The sequence below is a fragment of the Stenotrophomonas sp. yr243 genome (genome assembly GCF_900184195.1).
In the GTDB taxonomy this organism is placed as follows: domain Bacteria; phylum Pseudomonadota; class Gammaproteobacteria; order Xanthomonadales; family Xanthomonadaceae; genus Stenotrophomonas; species Stenotrophomonas lactitubi.
Window position 1 is genome coordinate 999311 of sequence record NZ_FXWT01000001.1, and the last position, 17596, is coordinate 1016906.

The 17596-nt window shown below is 61.6% G+C and carries 12 protein-coding genes and 2 pseudogenes; 3 read left to right on the forward strand and 11 right to left on the reverse strand.

Going from position 1 to position 17596, the window contains the following annotated elements; genetic code table 11:
• Nucleotides 1–2: 2 nt before the first annotated feature.
• Nucleotides 3–1043: a ubiquinol oxidase subunit II gene (gene cyoA, locus QOL57_RS04740; RefSeq protein WP_089239618.1), complete on the reverse strand. Its 1041-nt coding sequence runs from the start codon at nucleotides 1041–1043 to the stop codon at nucleotides 3–5.
• A 338-nt stretch (nucleotides 1044–1381) separates the two neighbouring features.
• Here cyoA and QOL57_RS04745 point away from each other — a divergent pair, with 338 nt between their 5' ends.
• Nucleotides 1382–1810, forward strand: coding sequence for a VOC family protein (locus QOL57_RS04745; protein WP_089239616.1), 429 nt, complete (start codon nucleotides 1382–1384; stop codon nucleotides 1808–1810).
• Nucleotides 1807–2439 carry a GyrI-like domain-containing protein gene (locus QOL57_RS04750; protein ID WP_089239614.1) on the forward strand — a complete coding sequence of 211 codons (633 nt, stop codon included), beginning with the start codon at nucleotides 1807–1809 and terminating at the stop codon, nucleotides 2437–2439. The genes QOL57_RS04745 and QOL57_RS04750 overlap by 4 nt, the downstream gene beginning before the upstream one ends.
• Nucleotides 2440–2462: 23 nt before the next feature.
• On the opposite strand, the gene QOL57_RS04755 is transcribed toward QOL57_RS04750, so the two are convergent.
• From QOL57_RS04755 to QOL57_RS04780, 6 genes and pseudogenes are all read right to left on the reverse strand, one after another.
• Nucleotides 2463–4478 (reverse strand): energy transducer TonB, encoded by a 2016-nt coding sequence (locus QOL57_RS04755; protein WP_089239612.1) that lies wholly within the window; start codon nucleotides 4476–4478, stop codon nucleotides 2463–2465.
• Nucleotides 4475–5860 (reverse strand): hypothetical protein, encoded by a 1386-nt coding sequence (locus QOL57_RS04760; protein WP_089239610.1) that lies wholly within the window; start codon nucleotides 5858–5860, stop codon nucleotides 4475–4477. The genes QOL57_RS04755 and QOL57_RS04760 overlap by 4 nt, the downstream gene beginning before the upstream one ends.
• A 4-nt stretch (nucleotides 5861–5864) precedes the next feature.
• On the reverse strand, nucleotides 5865–6620 hold the full coding sequence (locus QOL57_RS04765; protein ID WP_141134253.1) for a PP2C family serine/threonine-protein phosphatase: 756 nt from the start codon (nucleotides 6618–6620) through the stop codon (nucleotides 5865–5867).
• Nucleotides 6621–6622: 2 nt separating this feature from the next.
• Entirely contained in the window at nucleotides 6623–7303 is a 681-nt protein-coding gene (locus tag QOL57_RS04770; protein WP_089239608.1) for a VWA domain-containing protein, read from the reverse strand.
• A gap of 260 nt (nucleotides 7304–7563) precedes the next feature.
• On the reverse strand, nucleotides 7564–8094 hold the full coding sequence (locus QOL57_RS04775) for a hypothetical protein (RefSeq protein WP_089239604.1): 531 nt from the start codon (nucleotides 8092–8094) through the stop codon (nucleotides 7564–7566).
• Nucleotides 8095–8180: 86 nt separating this feature from the next.
• Nucleotides 8181–8645 (reverse strand): annotated as a pseudogene (locus tag QOL57_RS04780) (IS3 family transposase); the annotation flags it as partial.
• A gap of 52 nt (nucleotides 8646–8697) precedes the next feature.
• Between QOL57_RS04780 and QOL57_RS04785 the strand changes: the two are divergent.
• Nucleotides 8698–9714, forward strand: coding sequence for an IS30 family transposase (locus tag QOL57_RS04785; protein WP_089239602.1), 1017 nt, complete (start codon nucleotides 8698–8700; stop codon nucleotides 9712–9714).
• A gap of 2 nt (nucleotides 9715–9716) precedes the next feature.
• Here QOL57_RS04785 and QOL57_RS04790 read toward each other — a convergent pair.
• The 4 genes and pseudogenes from QOL57_RS04790 to QOL57_RS04805 all read right to left on the reverse strand — a co-directional run.
• A pseudogene (locus QOL57_RS04790) lies at nucleotides 9717–9806 on the reverse strand (transposase); the annotation flags it as partial.
• Between the two features lie 135 nt (nucleotides 9807–9941).
• Nucleotides 9942–10277, reverse strand: coding sequence for an immunity 53 family protein (locus QOL57_RS04795; protein WP_070473404.1), 336 nt, complete (start codon nucleotides 10275–10277; stop codon nucleotides 9942–9944).
• 8 nt (nucleotides 10278–10285) lie between these two features.
• On the reverse strand, nucleotides 10286–11146 hold the full coding sequence (locus QOL57_RS04800) for an RHS repeat-associated core domain-containing protein (protein WP_141134252.1): 861 nt from the start codon (nucleotides 11144–11146) through the stop codon (nucleotides 10286–10288).
• A 101-nt stretch (nucleotides 11147–11247) separates the two neighbouring features.
• The gene (locus tag QOL57_RS04805) at nucleotides 11248–17265 is read right to left on the reverse strand and encodes an RHS repeat domain-containing protein (protein WP_157803071.1); all 6018 of its coding nucleotides are present in this window, start codon (nucleotides 17263–17265) and stop codon (nucleotides 11248–11250) included.
• Nucleotides 17266–17596 lie beyond the last annotated feature (331 nt).

A 17596-nucleotide genomic window follows, 5' to 3' on the forward strand; every position in this document is an offset into this window, starting at 1 on the left:
GTTCATTCTCCCGAACCCGCGTGGCCGGCATGGCCTGCGTGTTCGTGTTCGGTGGCATCCAGGTTCTCACCGGATTCCTTGGAATCGTGGGCCTCGCTCGGGGCATGGCCCTCGTGCGCTTCATGGCTGGCAGCGTCGGCAGCAGCGGCACCGGCGTGGGAATGCTTCATGCCGTAGTGCTTGTTGTCGCCCATGTGCTTGGCGATGACCCAATCGAACAGGTTCTCTTCAACCTTGCCGAAGTAGGTGACCGGGTACCACTCGGAATTCTTTGCATCGCCCAGCGCCTTGAACGAGGTCTTGTCCAGGGTCTGCTCGCCGGCACGGACCTGGTCCAGCCACTGGCGGTACTGCGCATCGGTGACCGAGTAGGCAGTGAAATGCATCTTGGCGAAGCCTGCACCGCTGTAGTGCGAGGACATGCCCGGGAATTCACCGGTCTCGTTGGCGATCAGGTGGAGCTTGGTCTCCATCGCCGCCATCGAGTAGATCATGCTGCCCAGGTGCGGGATGAAGAACGCATTCATCACCGTATCGGAGGTGATCTCGAAGTTCAGCGGGGTGTTGACCGGGAACTTGATCTCGTTGACGACCGCGATCTTCTCTTCCGGATAGATGAACAGCCACTTCCAGTCCAGCGAGATCGCCTGGATGGTGACCGGCTTGACGTCCGATTCCAGGGGCTTGTACGGATCCAGCGCGTGCGAGGACCGCCAGGTCAGCACCGCCAGGACCAGCACGATCATGCAGGGGATCGACCACACCACCACCTCGATCGCCGTCGAGTGGGACCACTTCGGCTCGTAACGGGCCTTGGTGTTGGAGGCGCGATACTTCCACGCGAAGGTCAGGGTCATGATGATGACCGGGATGACGACCAGCAGCATGAGCACGGTGGCCGTGATCAGCAGTGTCTTTTCATCCTGGCCGATCTGGCCCTTCGGACTGAGGATGGCCACGGCATCGCAGCCGGTGAGCATCACCAGCAATGCGAGCAGCAAGCCCGGGCGCAACCAGCGCCCAAGGGTTTTCAACGGAATCATCGGTCGATCCAATTGCGAGGGAATGCCGTTCCCCGTCCTGCCCGCACCGGCCAAAGCCGGGCCCACCCGTCCAGAAGACAGGCAGGTAAGGTGGGGTCGAGTCAGCCTTTCAATTTTAGGCCGTCACCCACCATTTAAGAAAGGCATTGACAATGATCAGGCGCAGGAAAGGCCCGGATCTGGCTGCGACACGTTGTCGCACCGCGCCATTGTGGCGGGCAGAACGTGCGGGGGCGGCAGCGTAGCATCGACCATGGCGACGACGAGGCCCCTCGTTCGGCAAAGTCGACTGAACAGATTCAGCAAGTCTTGAGCTCCCTTTCTTCGAGGAACCCGGCATGGACAGACCCTTCAGCGTTGAACGCATCGACCATGTGGTGCTGCGGGTGCGCGAGCTGGCCCGCAGCGAAGCCTTCTATGGCCAGGTGCTGGGGTGCGCTGTGGTGCGGCGGCGCGAACACCTGGGCCTGGTGCACCTGCGTGCGGGTACGTCGATGATCGATCTGATCAGCCTGGACGGCACGCTCGGTCGCCACGGCGGTAGCGGGCCGGGCAGCGAAGGCCGCAACGTCGACCACCTGTGCCTGCGCATCGAACCCTTCGACGAAACCGCGCTGGTCGCCCACCTGGCCGCCCACGGCGTGCCGGTACTGGAGCCGGCCGAGGTCAACTTCGGCGCCGAGGGCGATGGATTGTCGTTGTACTTCAAGGATCCGGACGGCAACACGGTGGAACTGAAGGGGCCTGCGAACGGAGCGGCGGAATGACCCGGTCCGCCGCGGCGCCGGCAAAGATCGACTTCAAGACGCAGGACAAGGCGCTGTACCGGCCACCGGTCGGCTCGTTCGTGCGGATCGAGGTGCCGCCGATGTCCTTCGTGATGGTTGATGGCCAGGGTGATCCGAACCAGGCGCCGGCCTATCGCGATGCGGTCGAGTGGCTGTACTCGGTCAGCTACGCACTGAAGTTCGCGATGAAGGCCGAAGGACGGGATTACGTGGTGCCGCCGCTGGAGGGACTGTGGTGGGCCGACGACCCGTCCAGCTTCGTGGCACGGCGCAAGCACGCGTGGCGCTGGACGATGATGATCCGCACGCCGCTGGACGTCGGCGTTCCGCGTTTCAACGAAGCGGTGGCCAAGGCATCGAACAAGCGCGGTACCGCGCCGCAAAGCCTGCGCCTGACACTTTACGAGGAAGGCCTGTGCCTGCAGACGCTGCATGTAGGCGCCTACGATGACGAGGGCCCGACACTGGCCGAACTGCATGAACGGATCATGCCGGCACAGGGGCTGACCTTCGCCGGGCCGCATCATGAGATCTACCTGGGCGACCCACGCAAGGTAGAGCCTGCTCGCCTGAAAACGGTGCTGCGGCAACCGGTGCAGGCATGGTGACGGCCGCGCCACGGGCTGTTCCGTCAGCCGCCCTGGAACCGCACCGGCACACGCAGGGTGATCTGCTTGACCGTGGTCACCGGCCGTGTCGGAGCGACGTGCCATTTCAGCGCAGCCTCACGCGCGGCGCGATCCAGCGCAGGGTGCCCGCTGCTGCGGTCCACGCTCACATCGAGCACGCGCCCCTCGGCTGACAAGGTGATCAGCAGCTCGACGCTGCCCTCCGGCGTCGTCTCCCCGTCACCACGCGGATAACGCGGCGGCTGCCGGCGCGCCATCGCCGCCAGCTGCGCGCCCAGCGCCTGTTCGGGGTTCAACTGCGGCGGCGGCGGGCTCATGGCGATCGGCGATGGTGCGTCCACGGTCATCGGCGGTGGTGCGGCAACCACCGGCGCTTTGAACACCACCGTCACCTGCCTGCGCTCGCCGCCCGTGAGCACCTTCGACGCGCTGTGCCAGGTGCGCGCGCCCTGCCGCGCCGCCTCATCCAGCACAGCGTTGCCACTGCTGCTTTCAATCAGCACCGAGGTAACCACGCCGCTCTGCCAGACATCCACCTGCAGGGTCACCATGCTGTCGGCCTGCACCGGCGCGCGCAGCGGGATGCCGTGGCGCAGGTCCTTGAACCCGGCAGCGGGCAGGTCGACCAGCACCTGCCCATACTCGGCCGGTGGCGACGACAGCGGCAACGGTGGCGACGTACGCAGCGCCAGGCCCTTGCGATCGACCAGCATGCCCGCTGGCGGCATCGCGCGTTGCGCCTGCTTGGTGGTGTCCGCTTTCGAGGTTGCCGGTGGTGAGGGCTCCGAGACCACCGGGCCCGCCGGGTCCGCCGCGGTGCCGGTGTCGTCCTGCGCCTTGCCTCTGCCTGCCTTCGCCTGCCGATCGTCATCGCCCAGCAGCAGTGTCGCGCGCGCCGCCAGGATCTCCATGCGGTCTTCGGACGCACTGGCCAGCAGCGTCGAGAGCATGAACACGTCGCTGCCAAGCAGCAGCGTGTTCACGTCAAACCGGGCGGGATCGGACGAAGCGTTCTTGTCGCTGCGGTCGATCAGTCCGGCAATCACCAGCGCGCCCAGCGCCAGCTCTTCGTCCGTGTCGACCATCGTCGAAGCGTAGGCATTCCACAGACGCTCCTCCAGCGGTGCATAGGCGAACAACACCTCCTGCGTGCCGTGGACGCGCCACAGGCGCTCTTCCAGTGCCGCGTCGCCCTCACGGTCGAACGGCTTGCGCGGCGACCACCGTGAGCGGATCGCCAACTCCTGCAGATCCGTCGCCAGCAGGCGCATCGCAACCGAGGTGCTTGATGGCGAGAGTTTCCACATCTGCTGCAGCAGCTCGACCTGCTTCAGTTCCAGCTCGCGCGCCTCCTCGGCGGTAAGCCGATCCACCATCGCGCCCGCATTGCTGGCCAGGCCTCCCGTCCTCTGCGTGCGGCGGCCGGACCGGGCGGCAAGGGTCTCGATCGTCTCGTTGTACGCCGCACGCAGGCGCTCGTACTCGGTGCGGTCTTCGCGCAGCGAAGGGCCATTGCGCGCCCACAGATCCAGCTCCTGCATCAGCGCCTGCGTCCGCGGCAGATCGCCGCGGGCAGCGGCACGCGCGGTCTCGTGCACCTTGTTGAGCATTTCCCGCTCGAAATGACCGCGCGAATACCAGCGCGGAACCGTCATGCGATCCTCGCCGACCACGGCCGAGCGCGCTCCTTGCATACTCCCCGCGCCCGCAACGCCATCCCCGGAAATACCGGTGACAACAAAGACGACGAACCCGATGAAGCCGAACATCACCGACGCGATCAGATAGTCCACGGCCCGGTCCTGCACCGCTACGCGCAGGAACGACAGCACCGACACCACACCGCCGATCAGCAACGCAGCGCGCAGTGCCGCCCTGCCATCACTCAACACGCCGCTCGACAGCAGCCGTCCGAGCCAGCCGATCGAGCTGTAGACCAGCACGCCGAGGTCGCCCCAGAACGGCGCCATCCCGATCAGCGCCAGCAGCAGCACGGCCAGTACACCCAGCAGCCTCATGGGCGCTTGCTCATGATCAGCATCGGCACGAACAGGATGAACAGCAGGATCGCGATCGCCAGCATGGCCATCTGCACGGCCAGCCCCACGCCATCCCAGATGCCCGGGTCCACCAACGCGCTATAGCGGCGGTAGGCCGGCATGCCCCAGCCCATCACCCAGCCCAGCAGCAGCGTGCCGATCACCGCCATCGTCACCCGCGACATCACCCCGGGGACGCCGCTGGCCGCCGACGCCTGTGCGGCCACCGGCTGCGCCTGGTTACCGCGTGCGGCAGTGCGTCCGCGCTGCTTGCGGGCCTTGTTCGGTTTCTGCCGCGACCGAGTCTGTGCCGCGCGTGCGCTGCCGGCCAGCAGTTCGACGCGTGCGCAGGCGCCACACGGCATATCTACGAAATGCTGGTGGGCCGCATCCTTGCCACACGCCACCAGTTGCCCGGCGCTGCGCCGTGCGTAATCGAGCAGCAGCGTGGCCCATTCCTGCGCCGAAGGCCGCCGCCGCGCCTGCATCGAGAACGCACGATCAAACATGTCGCGCAGTGCCGGCGGGAACATCTCATGACCGCTGACCGGCGAGGGCAGCATCCGCGGATGCGGCTTGCCGCGCGCGTAGGGGTACAGGTTGGCGGCGATGCGCGCCGGCAGGTCACTGGGTACCGTCGCCCCCTGCGGCCGGCCCGCATACGGATGCAGGCCGGAATTGAGCAGCTGGAACACCATCACCGCCAGCGCGAATCGATCCTGCGCCTCCTCCTGGCCCGGCTTCACCCCCGGCTGCTGGAACTCGGACGCCAGATAGTCGGTAGTGACCTGCCCGGCCGGGAAGCGCTCACCCTTGCCCTGGATGCTGAAACCATCGCAATCGAGCATTGCGATGAACAAGGTGCTGCGATAGAACCGCACGTTCAGCGGCTTGAGGTCGACCACATAGTGCTGCCGCCGGTGCAGCGCGGCCAGCATCACCGCCAGGTTGGCGGCCAGCGTCATCTTCGCGCCCAAGCCGGTGGGCAGGCCTTCCGCGCGCGCCTGCCGCTCCTGCAGCACATGTTCCAGATCGCTGGTGGCCGACAGATCCAGGATCGGCATGGTGAAGCCGATGAAACGCCCACTGCGCTCCCGCAGCAGGGTCAACGGCCAGGCAATCTGTACCTGGTCGGACCCCTGCCCTTCCATCGGCGGCAGGTCCGGCTGCAGCTCCAGCATCGCCTGCAGCTTGCGCTCGTAGACGCGCGCGTCCTTGTCTGAATGGTAGAGCTTGGCCACTTCGCGCGGCCGCTCCTTGAGGGTGAACACGCTGCCCGCGCCGCCACTTTTGAGCAGCCGCTCAAGGGTCAGCGGCCTGCGCTGTGCGTCGTAGACCTGTTCGCCGCTGCGCCCGGGCATGTGCTCAGGCCGGCAGCGCGACCAGCAACGTCTTGTCGTCGCCGGTGATCTGATCGGTGCGCGGGTCGGCCAGCGTCGCATGCAGCGCTTGGCTGCCGTGGGTCTCATCGACGCCGGACAGATAACGGATCACCGGTGCGATGAACGGTTGGAACAAGCTGTCGCCCGCGCGCGACATCGCAAACGGCTGCACGCCATCGGACATCAGCACCAGCGCGTCGATTGCCCCTTCGAAGCGGGTCAGCCGCAGCTGCTCGCGCCAGTTGCTGCCGGTCACGAACCAGGTTTCGTTGGCGTACTCGCCGTTGGCAGGCAGGGATACCGCATCAGGCGATTCATTGCTGAAGGCACAGGCGGCCACGCCATCGCCGACATGGAAGAACCAGCCGCCATCGCGTGTAGCGACCGTCCCAACCAGCGTGCAGGCGTGGTCGGAGAGCTTCAGGCCCTGGCTCAGCGCAAGCATCGCCAGCTGCCCGCGCGCATCGTCGACAGCGGTTTCGATGATGCTGCGCAGCGCGTCCACCGGCAGTGCCAGTGGATCGGCGCCGAGCTGCGCGGACCCGGTAACCGACGCCGCCACGCTGCTGGATACATGCCGGGCGCCCGCATCGCTGTGCGATGCGGAGCCTGCACCGTCGCAGACCACCGCGACCAATGTCTGCCCCACCTGCACCGACGCATAGGCGTCCTGGCAGGGCTGCCCGCGGTCCAGATGGGACCGTCCCGTGGCCGACGCGGCCATCACGCGCCAGGCCATGGTCAGACCGGCACTTGCGACCAGCTGTCGGTGGCCGGCAATTGCACCTGGCCACCGGGCGTCGAATTGGAGACCACCCGCATGCTCGCGCTCAGCCACAGGAACAGTTCCTTGAACTGCAGGCCCTGCAGGCGCTTCACGCCGCGCTCGCCATTGCGGCTGAACTGACCCAGCACGCTCATGTCGGCATTACCGACGGCGATCGGAAACACCGCCACCTTGTTCTGCTGCTCGGCCTCGCGGCACTGCTCGGCCACCGCTTCCCAGGCATCGGTGGGCTGGCCGTCGGACATAAGGAACAGCCACGGCCGGGTGTAGGCGACGCCAGCCTGGCGGAAGCGCGCCTTCTCGTCTTCGATTTCCTGCAGTGCCAGTTCCACCGCCGCGCCAGTCGGCGTGGTGCCGTTGGCCGACAGCGTGGGCGCAGCGAAATCCATCGCGTCGCACCAGTCACCGCTGATGGCGGCGTTGTCCATGCCACCGTACTCGACCAGCAGCACACGCACGCGCTTGGCCGCGATCACGTCGGCCTTCAGCTCCTGCTCCAACAGCTTGAGGCCCGCATTCAACTGCTCGATGGGGCCACCGCTCATGCTGCCGGAACAGTCCAGCACCAGGATCAGCGGCGTGCGCTGCTCACTGTTGTCGACCAGCGAAACATCGGGAATTGCGGCAATGGACATGATAGGAAGCCTCCGTGCGGGTGAACCGGCGCAGGTGATCTGCGCGGCCGATTATAGGGGGAGCTGGAGGTCCAGTGGGCGAGGTTCGATGGGGAGGCGTACCGGCCAGACAAAAAGCTCCAACCGAGACCGGGGCTTTTGCTGAAACTGGTGCCGGAAATGGGAATCGAACCTACGACCTACGCATTGCCGATCCCCAGCGACTGCCAAGAGGCTGGCTGGAATGAGGAGTTGTGCCTGGAAGAACAAAACGACCTTGCTCATTCAATCGCGACGAAAGAGTATTCACCTGCAGGAAACTGCCAGAAAGCTGGAGCGACCTCTCCCGGCATGGTCAAGAGAAGCGCTCCCGGCACGTCCAACGCCACGGCCGAGAAGGTTCGGCCATCGGCGAAATGCAAACGAATGCCGGAGTCAACGATCAGTCCGTCACCTTGCCAACGCACGATCTCGATGCGGACAACATCAAGCTCTTCCGGCAAATCCAGATTGCTCCATTCGCTTGTCGATTCAACAGCACCCCTCGACAGAACTTCGACGTTTATCGTCCCAAACTCATCCCATCCCTGAGCAACGGTACTGGAAGACGTCAATTCAAGGGACATATCCGGATCAAAATCCAAGATCACCTGCCAAGCCGAGCTCGCTGTCTGCATCTTGGGAATCCTGCATGCAAGAAGCCGATGCCCTCGGAGCAAAGCAGCCAATCTATCCAGCTCCGCACCCTGCAGTTGCAGCGGCAAATAGCGTACCCCATCGGAGAGTTGCTCAATCGTAGTGTAGGGTTTCATGTGGCTTATCATCATTTGCAGGAATGTCGATGCTTTTTCCGCCGGGGCTATTTGTCTAGCTGGACCGGCCAGACTTCCGTAGACACTCATGAGCCGCTTTGCGCGTAGCGCCGTTCAAACTCTACAGGGGCCAGGTCGCCAGCGGAACCATGCCGGCGGACTGGGTTGTAGAACATCTCGATGTAATTGAATACGTCAGAGAGCGTTTCGTCCCGGGTCGGGTAGATCCGTCGTTTGATCCGTTCCTTCTTCAGTGCACTGAAGAAGCTCTCAGCCACTGCATTGTCGTGGCAGTTCCCTCGCAGGCTCATGCTCGGAACTATGCCGTGCTGCTTCAGCAGTGATAGCCAATCGCTGCTGGTGAACTGACTGCCTTGATCGGAGTGAATGATCAAGCCCGGAGCGGGCTTTCGCTTCCATATCGCCGATACAAGTGCCTGTAGCACAAGATCGGTGGTCATCTGGGACTGCGTCGCCCAACCGATCACTTGCCGTGAATAAAGGTCGACGATCACTGCCAGGAACAGCCAGCCTTCATACGTGCGGATGTAAGCTTAGACTCAATTTCCAAGTGCAACACCCACTAACCAGTAGGGTGTCAGCATGTCCAGGCATTACAACCACTTGAGCGCAGAAGAACGCGCTGTTGTCCAGATCGATATCCAGGATGGCAAGAGTATGCGATCCATCGCCAGGCGCTTGGGGCGGAGCCCTTCGACCCTGAGCCGCGAGGTGGCCCGGCAAGGCGTTGGAGCGTACAGCGCCACCGAGGCCGGCAAAAACTATCGTGTCCGCCGACTACGCTCTGTTCGGCACCGCCGACTGATCGAGGGCAGCGAGCGCTTTCAGTTCGTCCTTGATCACTTGGTGCTGTATCGCTGGTCGCCCCAGCAGATTGCTGCCAAGCTTCGCAACATGCACCCGGACGATTCCAGCCAGCGCGTAAGCCACGAGAACATTTACGCCAGCATCTATGCCCACCCGCGCGGAGGCCTGAAGAAAGAGCTGGTGGAAGCGCTTCGGCAGAGCAAGCCGACGCGAGGTCTACGCCGCACGACGGCAGCCAAGCGGACATGGGTTCCTGAGCAACTGCGCATCGTACATCGCCCGGAAGAAGTACAGCAGCGACTGGTTCCGGGTCACTGGGAAGGCGACTTGATCAAGGGTGCTTTCAACCGCTCCTGCGTAGGGACGCTGGTCGAAAGAAAGACGCGCTTTGTGATCCTCTGCAAGATGGACGGCTGCACAGCGGAAGCGGCACTGGAGGGTTTCAGTCGCCGACTGAAGAAGCCGCCCGAATCCATGCGCACCAGTTTGACTTACGATCGCGGCACGGAGCTGACGTGCTACCCAGAACTGATGGACCGCTTGGATATCGACGTGTGGTTTGCTGATCCACACGCGCCGTGGCAGCGCGGCAGCAACGAGAACACCAATGGACTGCTTCGGCAGTTCCTGCCCAAGGGCATTGATCTGTCGAGCGCGAGCCAGGAGTATCTCAATCACGTCGCGATGCTCATGAACACACGTCCGCGACAGACGCTGGGCTGGAAAACGCCCGCCGAAGTGATGGACAAAGAGATCACAGAATTCAGATCACGTGTTGCGCTTGCTTCTTGAGACCGCCCAACCTCCGCAACCGCGAAGCCCCTTTCGGTCACCTGCTTGATCGCCTCGGACTTGAACTCATCCGTGTACTGCTTGCTCGCCATAGACACCTCTCTCGTTACCATTGATTATGGCTCTGAGTTGTCTACGAAATCCTGGCCGGTCCAATCGTCCGCCAACGATGTCGAATGTCTTCGCCGTTAGAGCGCAAACTTGCTCGGAACACTGAACGGAAAAACCTACGGCCCTACGCCGTCGGTTCGCGCATCCTGACTGTCGACGCGGGGACCCTCGGCGAAGTTCAAAAACTGAAGCACGATCTCCTCCAGGTTGAGCGCTCCACCGCAAGCGATATAGCGCCCATCCGAAATCTCGGACTGAATCCAATCTACTTCCGAACGATCAATGCGCGTCCTGGGCAGCGAATATTCACTCAACTCCGTGTCAACCAGGTCGACAGTGAGAATCCACCCTGGGTTATCCAGAGTGTCTATCTTGATACCGTAGGAATGCTCCCAATCTTCGTCACAGTGATTCGAGTACCATCTTTGCAAAAGCGCAATCGCAGTGTCCATAAATAATCTCAGTTCCTCTTTGGCAGCTCTTCTGGGAGCGCCGGACGCACCCCCTTTTGCCCTGCCTCTTTCACATGAGGTGTGGCAACGATGGATCCATCAGGATTGGTATGAGCCTTTCCGGTTACGTCGACACGCTTTACCTCTTGGAAGCCGGACGGATTGTTCGGATTTGGCTGGTACGTGGCAGTATTGCTGATATTGCCATCCTCACCACGCTTTAGGACAGAGTGTGCGCCCTGTGCATTGGCGTCCGGTCGCAATTTGTTTGTGTTCCGCCCAGATGGCGCGCCAACTGTAACAGTCCCAGTCCGGGGTGGCTGCATACGCAGGGGCGGCGCTCGAATGCCACCAGCATGGGACTGCCCGCCCTTGACGATACCGGAACCAATGGCATAGCCAGTTTGCTCAGCCCAATTGGCATACAACGGAAATCCGTGCTCGTATCGGGAGGCGTTAAGTGTTCCGTTCTCAAAGCCGGTCTGGAAGTCACTCCAACTCTGCCTCCCGTCCGGATCCGTGAATTTGTACGGATTACCGTTCGCATACCTGTATCGATTGAACTGCCCAACCGGCTGGTCATACGCAGTCACCGGATCCACAGACAGGAACACACCCAACTGCGGATCCATGTACCGCTGCTGCATGTAACTCAGCCCAGTAGCCGAGTCGCTCACGTGCCCGGTATAACCCGGCCCGTCCGTGACCTGACCTCCTACTACGGCTCCGTAGGGCTCGTAGTCATAGCGCTTGATCACGTTGCCATTGGCATCGCTCTCGGCAACAACCGAACCGAGGGCATCGGTATGGATGTATGTGACAGTCGTCTGGGCCTGAACCTGCCCAGTGAGCAGCAGGGCGGCAATCATGAGTTGCTGCCATGTCCCTCGGATCAACCCGACAACCCTTGACGCAGAATTCATGGAAATGCGCCCTGCCAACCCACCAGCGCATTGGCTTGCCCGTACCATTACAGCCATGGGTCGCCCCCCTCCGGTTGTACAGTTTTCCCTTGGCTGCAGTGGCCATCCAAGCAATTACGCACCGTGTACGCCCACGAGCACGTTGCAAAAACCATTTCGTTCCCAGCCACGCGCACGCCGAAGTCATCCTCGATCGTGGAATAGCTAGCCCCCTCAGAACCATTCCAGGTGACTCTGCAACCACCCTTTATATACTCGGCATAGGCCCAGGAAGGAGGGTCGGGAAGAGCAAATGTGTTGGCCTCCGTAGACCAGGGGCCACACGCCCCTCCGTTGCAGGCCTGAACACGGAACGTATGTGCTCCCGGATACACCGACAATTCGACCCTATTCATTGCCCCTCGGGCGACTTCCTGCCAGCCACCACCGTTGAAGCGGCGTTGCAGGCGATACTCATTGGCAAGGTGAACCTGGGTCCAACTGGGATAGGCGACCCGCCAACCGCTCTCCGCCTCCACGCTCAGCACCGGTGCGGATTGCGGGGTCAACACAACCACGACGGAGATCTCAGCCGACCATCCGCCACAACCCGACGTATTGCACGCACGCGCACGATAGCGATACGTGCCGTTGGGACGTCCAGTCAGATCGACCGAAGTACTGGTGCCACTGGAAACGCTGGACCAACCACCTCCCGCAGACTGCTCCACGTCATAGCTTATGGCAGTCGCCACGGTCGACCAGGACACACGATAGGCACCGGAGTCGGACGATGGAGGCGCCTGCAACGAAGGTGAAGGCGGAGGCAACAGAACCTGGGTGCTTACAGCCGTTGAATATGTGCCACATCCACTGGCATTGCATGCAACGGCGCGATAGGACCAGGTACCAGTGCTTCGTCCTCCAACGGTAAAACTGGATCCCGAGCCTGCATACACCTCGGTCCAAGCAGCACCGCTGTACTGCTCGAGCCTATAGGTCGTTGCGGTCGGCACAGATGTCCAGGTGACAGCAAAACTACCGGTCGCGGAAGAGCCAGGGGCACTAACTGCGGGCGCCCCCGGTGGCAACAGAACCTCGGTGGCAGACACGACCGAGAACGGACCACAACCCGCTGCGTTACAGGCCTGCGTGCGATACGACCAAGTGCCGTTTCCCTTGCCACTGACTGCAAAGCTCCGAGCTTCACCGCTGTATGCGACGGCCCAGCTACCGCCGGCCGATTGCTCCTGCAACGTGTAGGTTGCCGCATTGGCAATCGCCGACCAACTCACGCTGTAGGTGCCGCTTGCTTGTGTAGAGGACAATGCAATGACCGGTGCGACAGCAGGCACGCGCACCATGTTCGTAGCCGCCTCTGCAGACCAGGCACTACAGCCGGCCGCATTGCAGGTTCGCACTCGATAGCGATGAATACCGGATGCGAGTCCCTGTTCATTGAATGACAGGGCAGCACCACTGTAGATCTGCGCCCAGCCTTGGGCAGCAGCGCGCTCAAGCTCGTACCTGACACTGCCCGCAATACTCGACCACTGAACTGCCACAACACCATTGATGCTTGTGGTCGGCACGCTGAGCACCGGGGATGATCCCGACGGATGCACCACAGCAACTTTGGCCGGAGCAGACCAAGGGCTGCACCCCGCAACATTGCAGGCCTGAACCCTGTAGAAGCGATCACCCGCCGGGCGCGAAGTGACAGCGAAACTCAGCAGCCCCGCATCGTATATCACCGTATAGAGGCCGGCTGCGGAGCTGGCCTCTTCCAGCGTATAGCGCGTTGCCGAAGCCACAGCACTCCATTCGATGTTGAACGTACCAGACAGGCCAATACCTGGTGCAACCAGCACCGGCGCCGTGGCCGGCTTGAAGATGACATCCGTCTTGACGACGGAACTCCAGGCAGCGCAGGTACTGCCATCGCATGCGCGCACGCGATACAGATACGACCCGGCGGCGCCTACCTGCACGTTTGCGGTGCGGGAACCGCCACGGTAGACCTGCGCCCAAGTCGCTCCTGCATTGATGGACGCCTGCAACTCATAGGACACAGCGCCCACGTCCGACCAACCCACACTGAAAGTGCCTGTAGAGTCCATCACAGGAGCAACCAGTACAGGAACCCCCATCATTGCAGGCTGCTCAACCTGTGCGACCAGGCGGCCGCCCACGTACAGATACTCCAGGATCTTTCCATCACGCTGGTTGTATTGCCAACGCAGGACGCCATCATTGCCGTAGAGCGAGCGGATTCCACGCTCCTCGGTGTCGATGGCTTGGACACGACGTCCAAAGCCATCATAGTCATAGCGCTCCTTGCCTGCAGCAGCACGCAAGCGATTACCCGCATCGAAGACAAAGGCCTGCCCATTTCGCGTGCTCAGATTGCCCTGGACGTCGTAGTTCAGCCCTATCACCGTGGCGCCGGCCGCGTTGCGGACATTGGTCAGGCGATTTGACGCGTCGTAAAGATAAGAGTGGTCCGTTACTCCACCACGACTGACCCGGGTCAAGTTATCGAGCGCGTCATAGCCATACTCAAAGACCCCCGTACCCTCGAATGACGGCGATTGAACTCGTGTCAAGCGATCCAGGCCGTCATAACTCATCGTGCGATTGCGCACAGCGTCGACTGCATCATTGATTGCGTTGACGTTGCCATTCTGATCGTACTGGTACTGCAGACCCTGCACACCTGCGTCATTGATCTGCAGAGGCAGCTGCCGTGCATTCTGTGGCGATGAATGCGCGATGCCATTGGCATAGGTGAAGGACGCCACACTTCCATTGGCGTGATACCTGATCTGCGTTACCTGGTCACCCACTTGGGTGGGCCTTCCCAGCGCATCGGGCGCGTAGTGTACATAGCTGCCGCTCGGATACCGCACGCCTGCAATGTTTCCCATACTGTCGTAGGCGTAGCCAAGGGTCTGCGTCGACCCATTCAGAATTCGCGATTCTTCGCCAACGAGCAGTCGCCGGCGGTTGTACTCGAACATGCTTGTCGCATTCGTTGCTCCCAGTTGATTCTGGGTGGTTACGGACGCCGTCTTTCCGTCAGGCGTATACGTCCAGGACTGGCTGCCATTGTTGTCAGGGAATGCCAGCGTCTTCAGTCGATTACGTGCATCGTAGGTGCGTGTAGCGAGGCGCCCTGATGCCCTTGCTGCCGGCTCGTCACACGCATCGGAAAGGCTAGCCAGACCGGACGCAGACCATGCCAGATTGCCTGCGGCGTCATAACCCATAGCCGTCGCACCGGTTTCCGGCTCGATGCTCTTGCACAGTCGCTGGTCGCCGGAATAGATGAACTTCCGCAGCAGAGAGGTCGCCCCATCGATACTGTACCGCCTTATGCTCAACGGTTTTCCAAGAACATCCCGGCTGATTGCTGTGCGCGCCCCTTCGGGGTGTTCGATCAGCACAGGGTTGTCTTCGGCAGGTGCATCGAAGCTTTCGTATCGCGTGACTGTCACTTGGCCACGGGGGTTCTGGATACGGACGGAGTTGCCACCGCTGTAGCTGACGTAGCTTGTAAGCAAACCGAGCTCACTATCCTGCGACTTGACCGCCAGACGGCCTAACGCATCGAACTCCTGCCACGCACCTGTTGCTGCTGGCAGCGACGCATGCGGATAGGAAGTGAACAGCGGTCGTCCCTCATGATCAAGGACAGAGCGGACAAATGATTGTGTGCCGGCTACATTACGAGCATCAAAAGCATGGGTCAGCACCGGCCGGAACAACGCATCCAGATAGGTCTCCGACCGGGCGTCACCGGTGGTTACGCTCCGCCGCCAGTGACCTGCAGGAATACCGTTCTCAGCCGCCTGCATGTACTCCAGCGAAATGTTCGTTGGACTCCAGGCAACACTGTCGCCGGATGGCTGGTTGATGCCACTGATGCGCCCCATGATGTCGTAGTCATAGGACGTGGTGAATCCGTTCTCATCAGTAACCGAGCGCAACCAGCCGTGGTCGTCAACTGTGGCCTGCACACTCGCACCGTCCGCGAATTGGATAAGCTGGGGAGAGCCGCGCTTCCACGAGGAGAGACGCGTAGCATTGCCATTGGCGTCGACGTAACGCGACACGGTGCCATCAACATCGTATTCAGTGATTGAATCAAGGCGACCAAAGGACCAGCTCTGGGACGGGCGCGCAAACGCATCAAAGTCAGTACGGGAGATCTCCAGACCGGAGTCGACGCTGGTCACCTTGGCAACCTGCCCAAGAATCCAACGGATTCGCTCATCGCGGAATTCAGTCGCGGTGGTACGCGACTCTCCCAGCGAATTGTGGCGTTTCTCGCGCAGGGGACGCGTCAGCGCGTCGAACTGCTCGACGGTGGAGGAAAAAACCGTCCCGCCCTCGGTTATCCGCCGCTCACGAAGGGGGCGCCAGGTTTCACTGGCAAACGTATCCTGCCGCCCTTGCGAGCTGATCCCGACCCGGGCCGGAAATGGCTGCGACACAACGTCAGCATTGCTCACATAGATGTCATCAGTGGTTCGCAACGTGCCGCCGTTCTGGCGCACTTCGGTACGCAGCAGCTTTCCCTCGTTTTCCTGAAAATAGATGCCATAGGTCAAGACCGTGGTTGACTGGTCAGGTGCAGTCACCGTGCTGGTCTTGGTTGTCTGGCAGTTTCCGGGCCTGCAGTCAGTGATGGCTTGGGCGCTGGGCGGAGCGTAGTCATAGCGCCAGGTGAGATCCACACCGCTACCAACAATGCGTTTCGCCCTCAACGCCAAGGTATCGAAGCGAATCGGCAACGTACTTGAAATGGTGTCGCCGGGTGGATCAGGTATGAAGTCATTCAGCCCGATCATCGGGAAGAGGCAATCTGATGCAACGCCCGTACGGCCATTGCGGACGGTGCCCAAGGTGAACTCACCTGTGACGCCGGTTGGGTGCGTCATTCGAAGGACGCTCGGCGTGTCCTTCAACACTCGCATCCAAGCACATATCACTCCTTGATCCTGGACAAAGCGCCGCCGCTGCCCCAACGCGTCAGCAACGGACTCTTCTCTAGGGTCATAGATGATCCCCGCCACCTGTGAGTGGTCGTACTTCCATTGGCGACCATCTGGACGCGTAACCTGCAGGAGAATTCCCCACGGGTTGTATTCGTAGTGCCAGGTACGGGTACCCGTTCTGACCTGCGATATCCGGCCTGACGTCCAGGTGATATCGATCCGCCGACCATCGCTTGCTTCGATAAGCGTCAATTGAGAGCCGGACCAGTGATATCTGACCCAGTTTCCCTGACGATCCTCGACGAGGGATGGATACAGGCGTATGCGGTCACGCAGGAACACGTGATCGACCACGACTCCGTCCTGGATCTTCGGCTTGGCGAAGGGCTCCACAGGCGTAACGACCATCCAATCGAAGTGGTACTTGGTTCCGTCTGGGGCGTGTGCAAGAAACCCCTCGCCCGCATGGCCGCTTTTTAGTGTGGGCAAGCACGACAGCGTCCAGTTCTGGGTCGTCAGCCACGGGTACACTCCCCCGTCACTTGGGCCCGCGGGCGAACCGGCTACGCGGAACAGCAGTTCCTGCGGACCCGTAGTAGATGTAAAGAGCTGATTGCCGTGCCACATCTCCCACGAGTCCACGGTTGACATGCCCTGGACACCCACCACCAGAGGTGCGCCCTCCCACGCTTCCACTGGCGAGGAGCAGCGAGCCCAGGGTTGCGCGGTTGTCACGTTCCAGCCCGAGTCATGCTCAAACGTGCCGCCGACGAAGGGGATATCGATGTCCCAATCGCCCATGGGGTGATTGGGGATGCCCTCTCCGGGAACCACGTACTTCCTGCCCAGCGCCACGGGCAAGGCATTGTTTCCGGGGATTGAAACCTCGCTCACCGCAAAGCTGAGCTCGCCGGTATACAGATTCACTGAATCACCGAACAGTTGCGGGCCTTCAGATGTGATCTGTTCGCGAGATTTGATGAGCTTGGAGTATTCCTGCCATGGCTGCGCGGCCATCGCTGGCCCAGCAAGAAGTACGAGCAGGCACAACAACGAACGGCGCGCCGTTCCTTGGAAACGCTTCATATGGTGGATTTCCCTTCGTCCATGACGCGGCCTGCACCACCTGTCACTGCAGGTTGGAGCAGTCTTCAACGCATACCCGCTAGTGCTGATCAACTCCCCAGTTGACCCGCACGACATGTGTAACACGATTCACAATTCATTCACAAGTGACGGCGATCACCTGCTCACCGAATGAAATTTCAGTCCGGCAAGAACGTTGCTACATGTAGCGTAGGCCAGTGGCCGAGTCACTCACATGCCCGGTATATCCCGGGCCATCCTTAACCTGACCACCTACCACTGCACCGTAGGGCTCATAGTCATATCGCCTAATCGCATTGCCATGGGCATT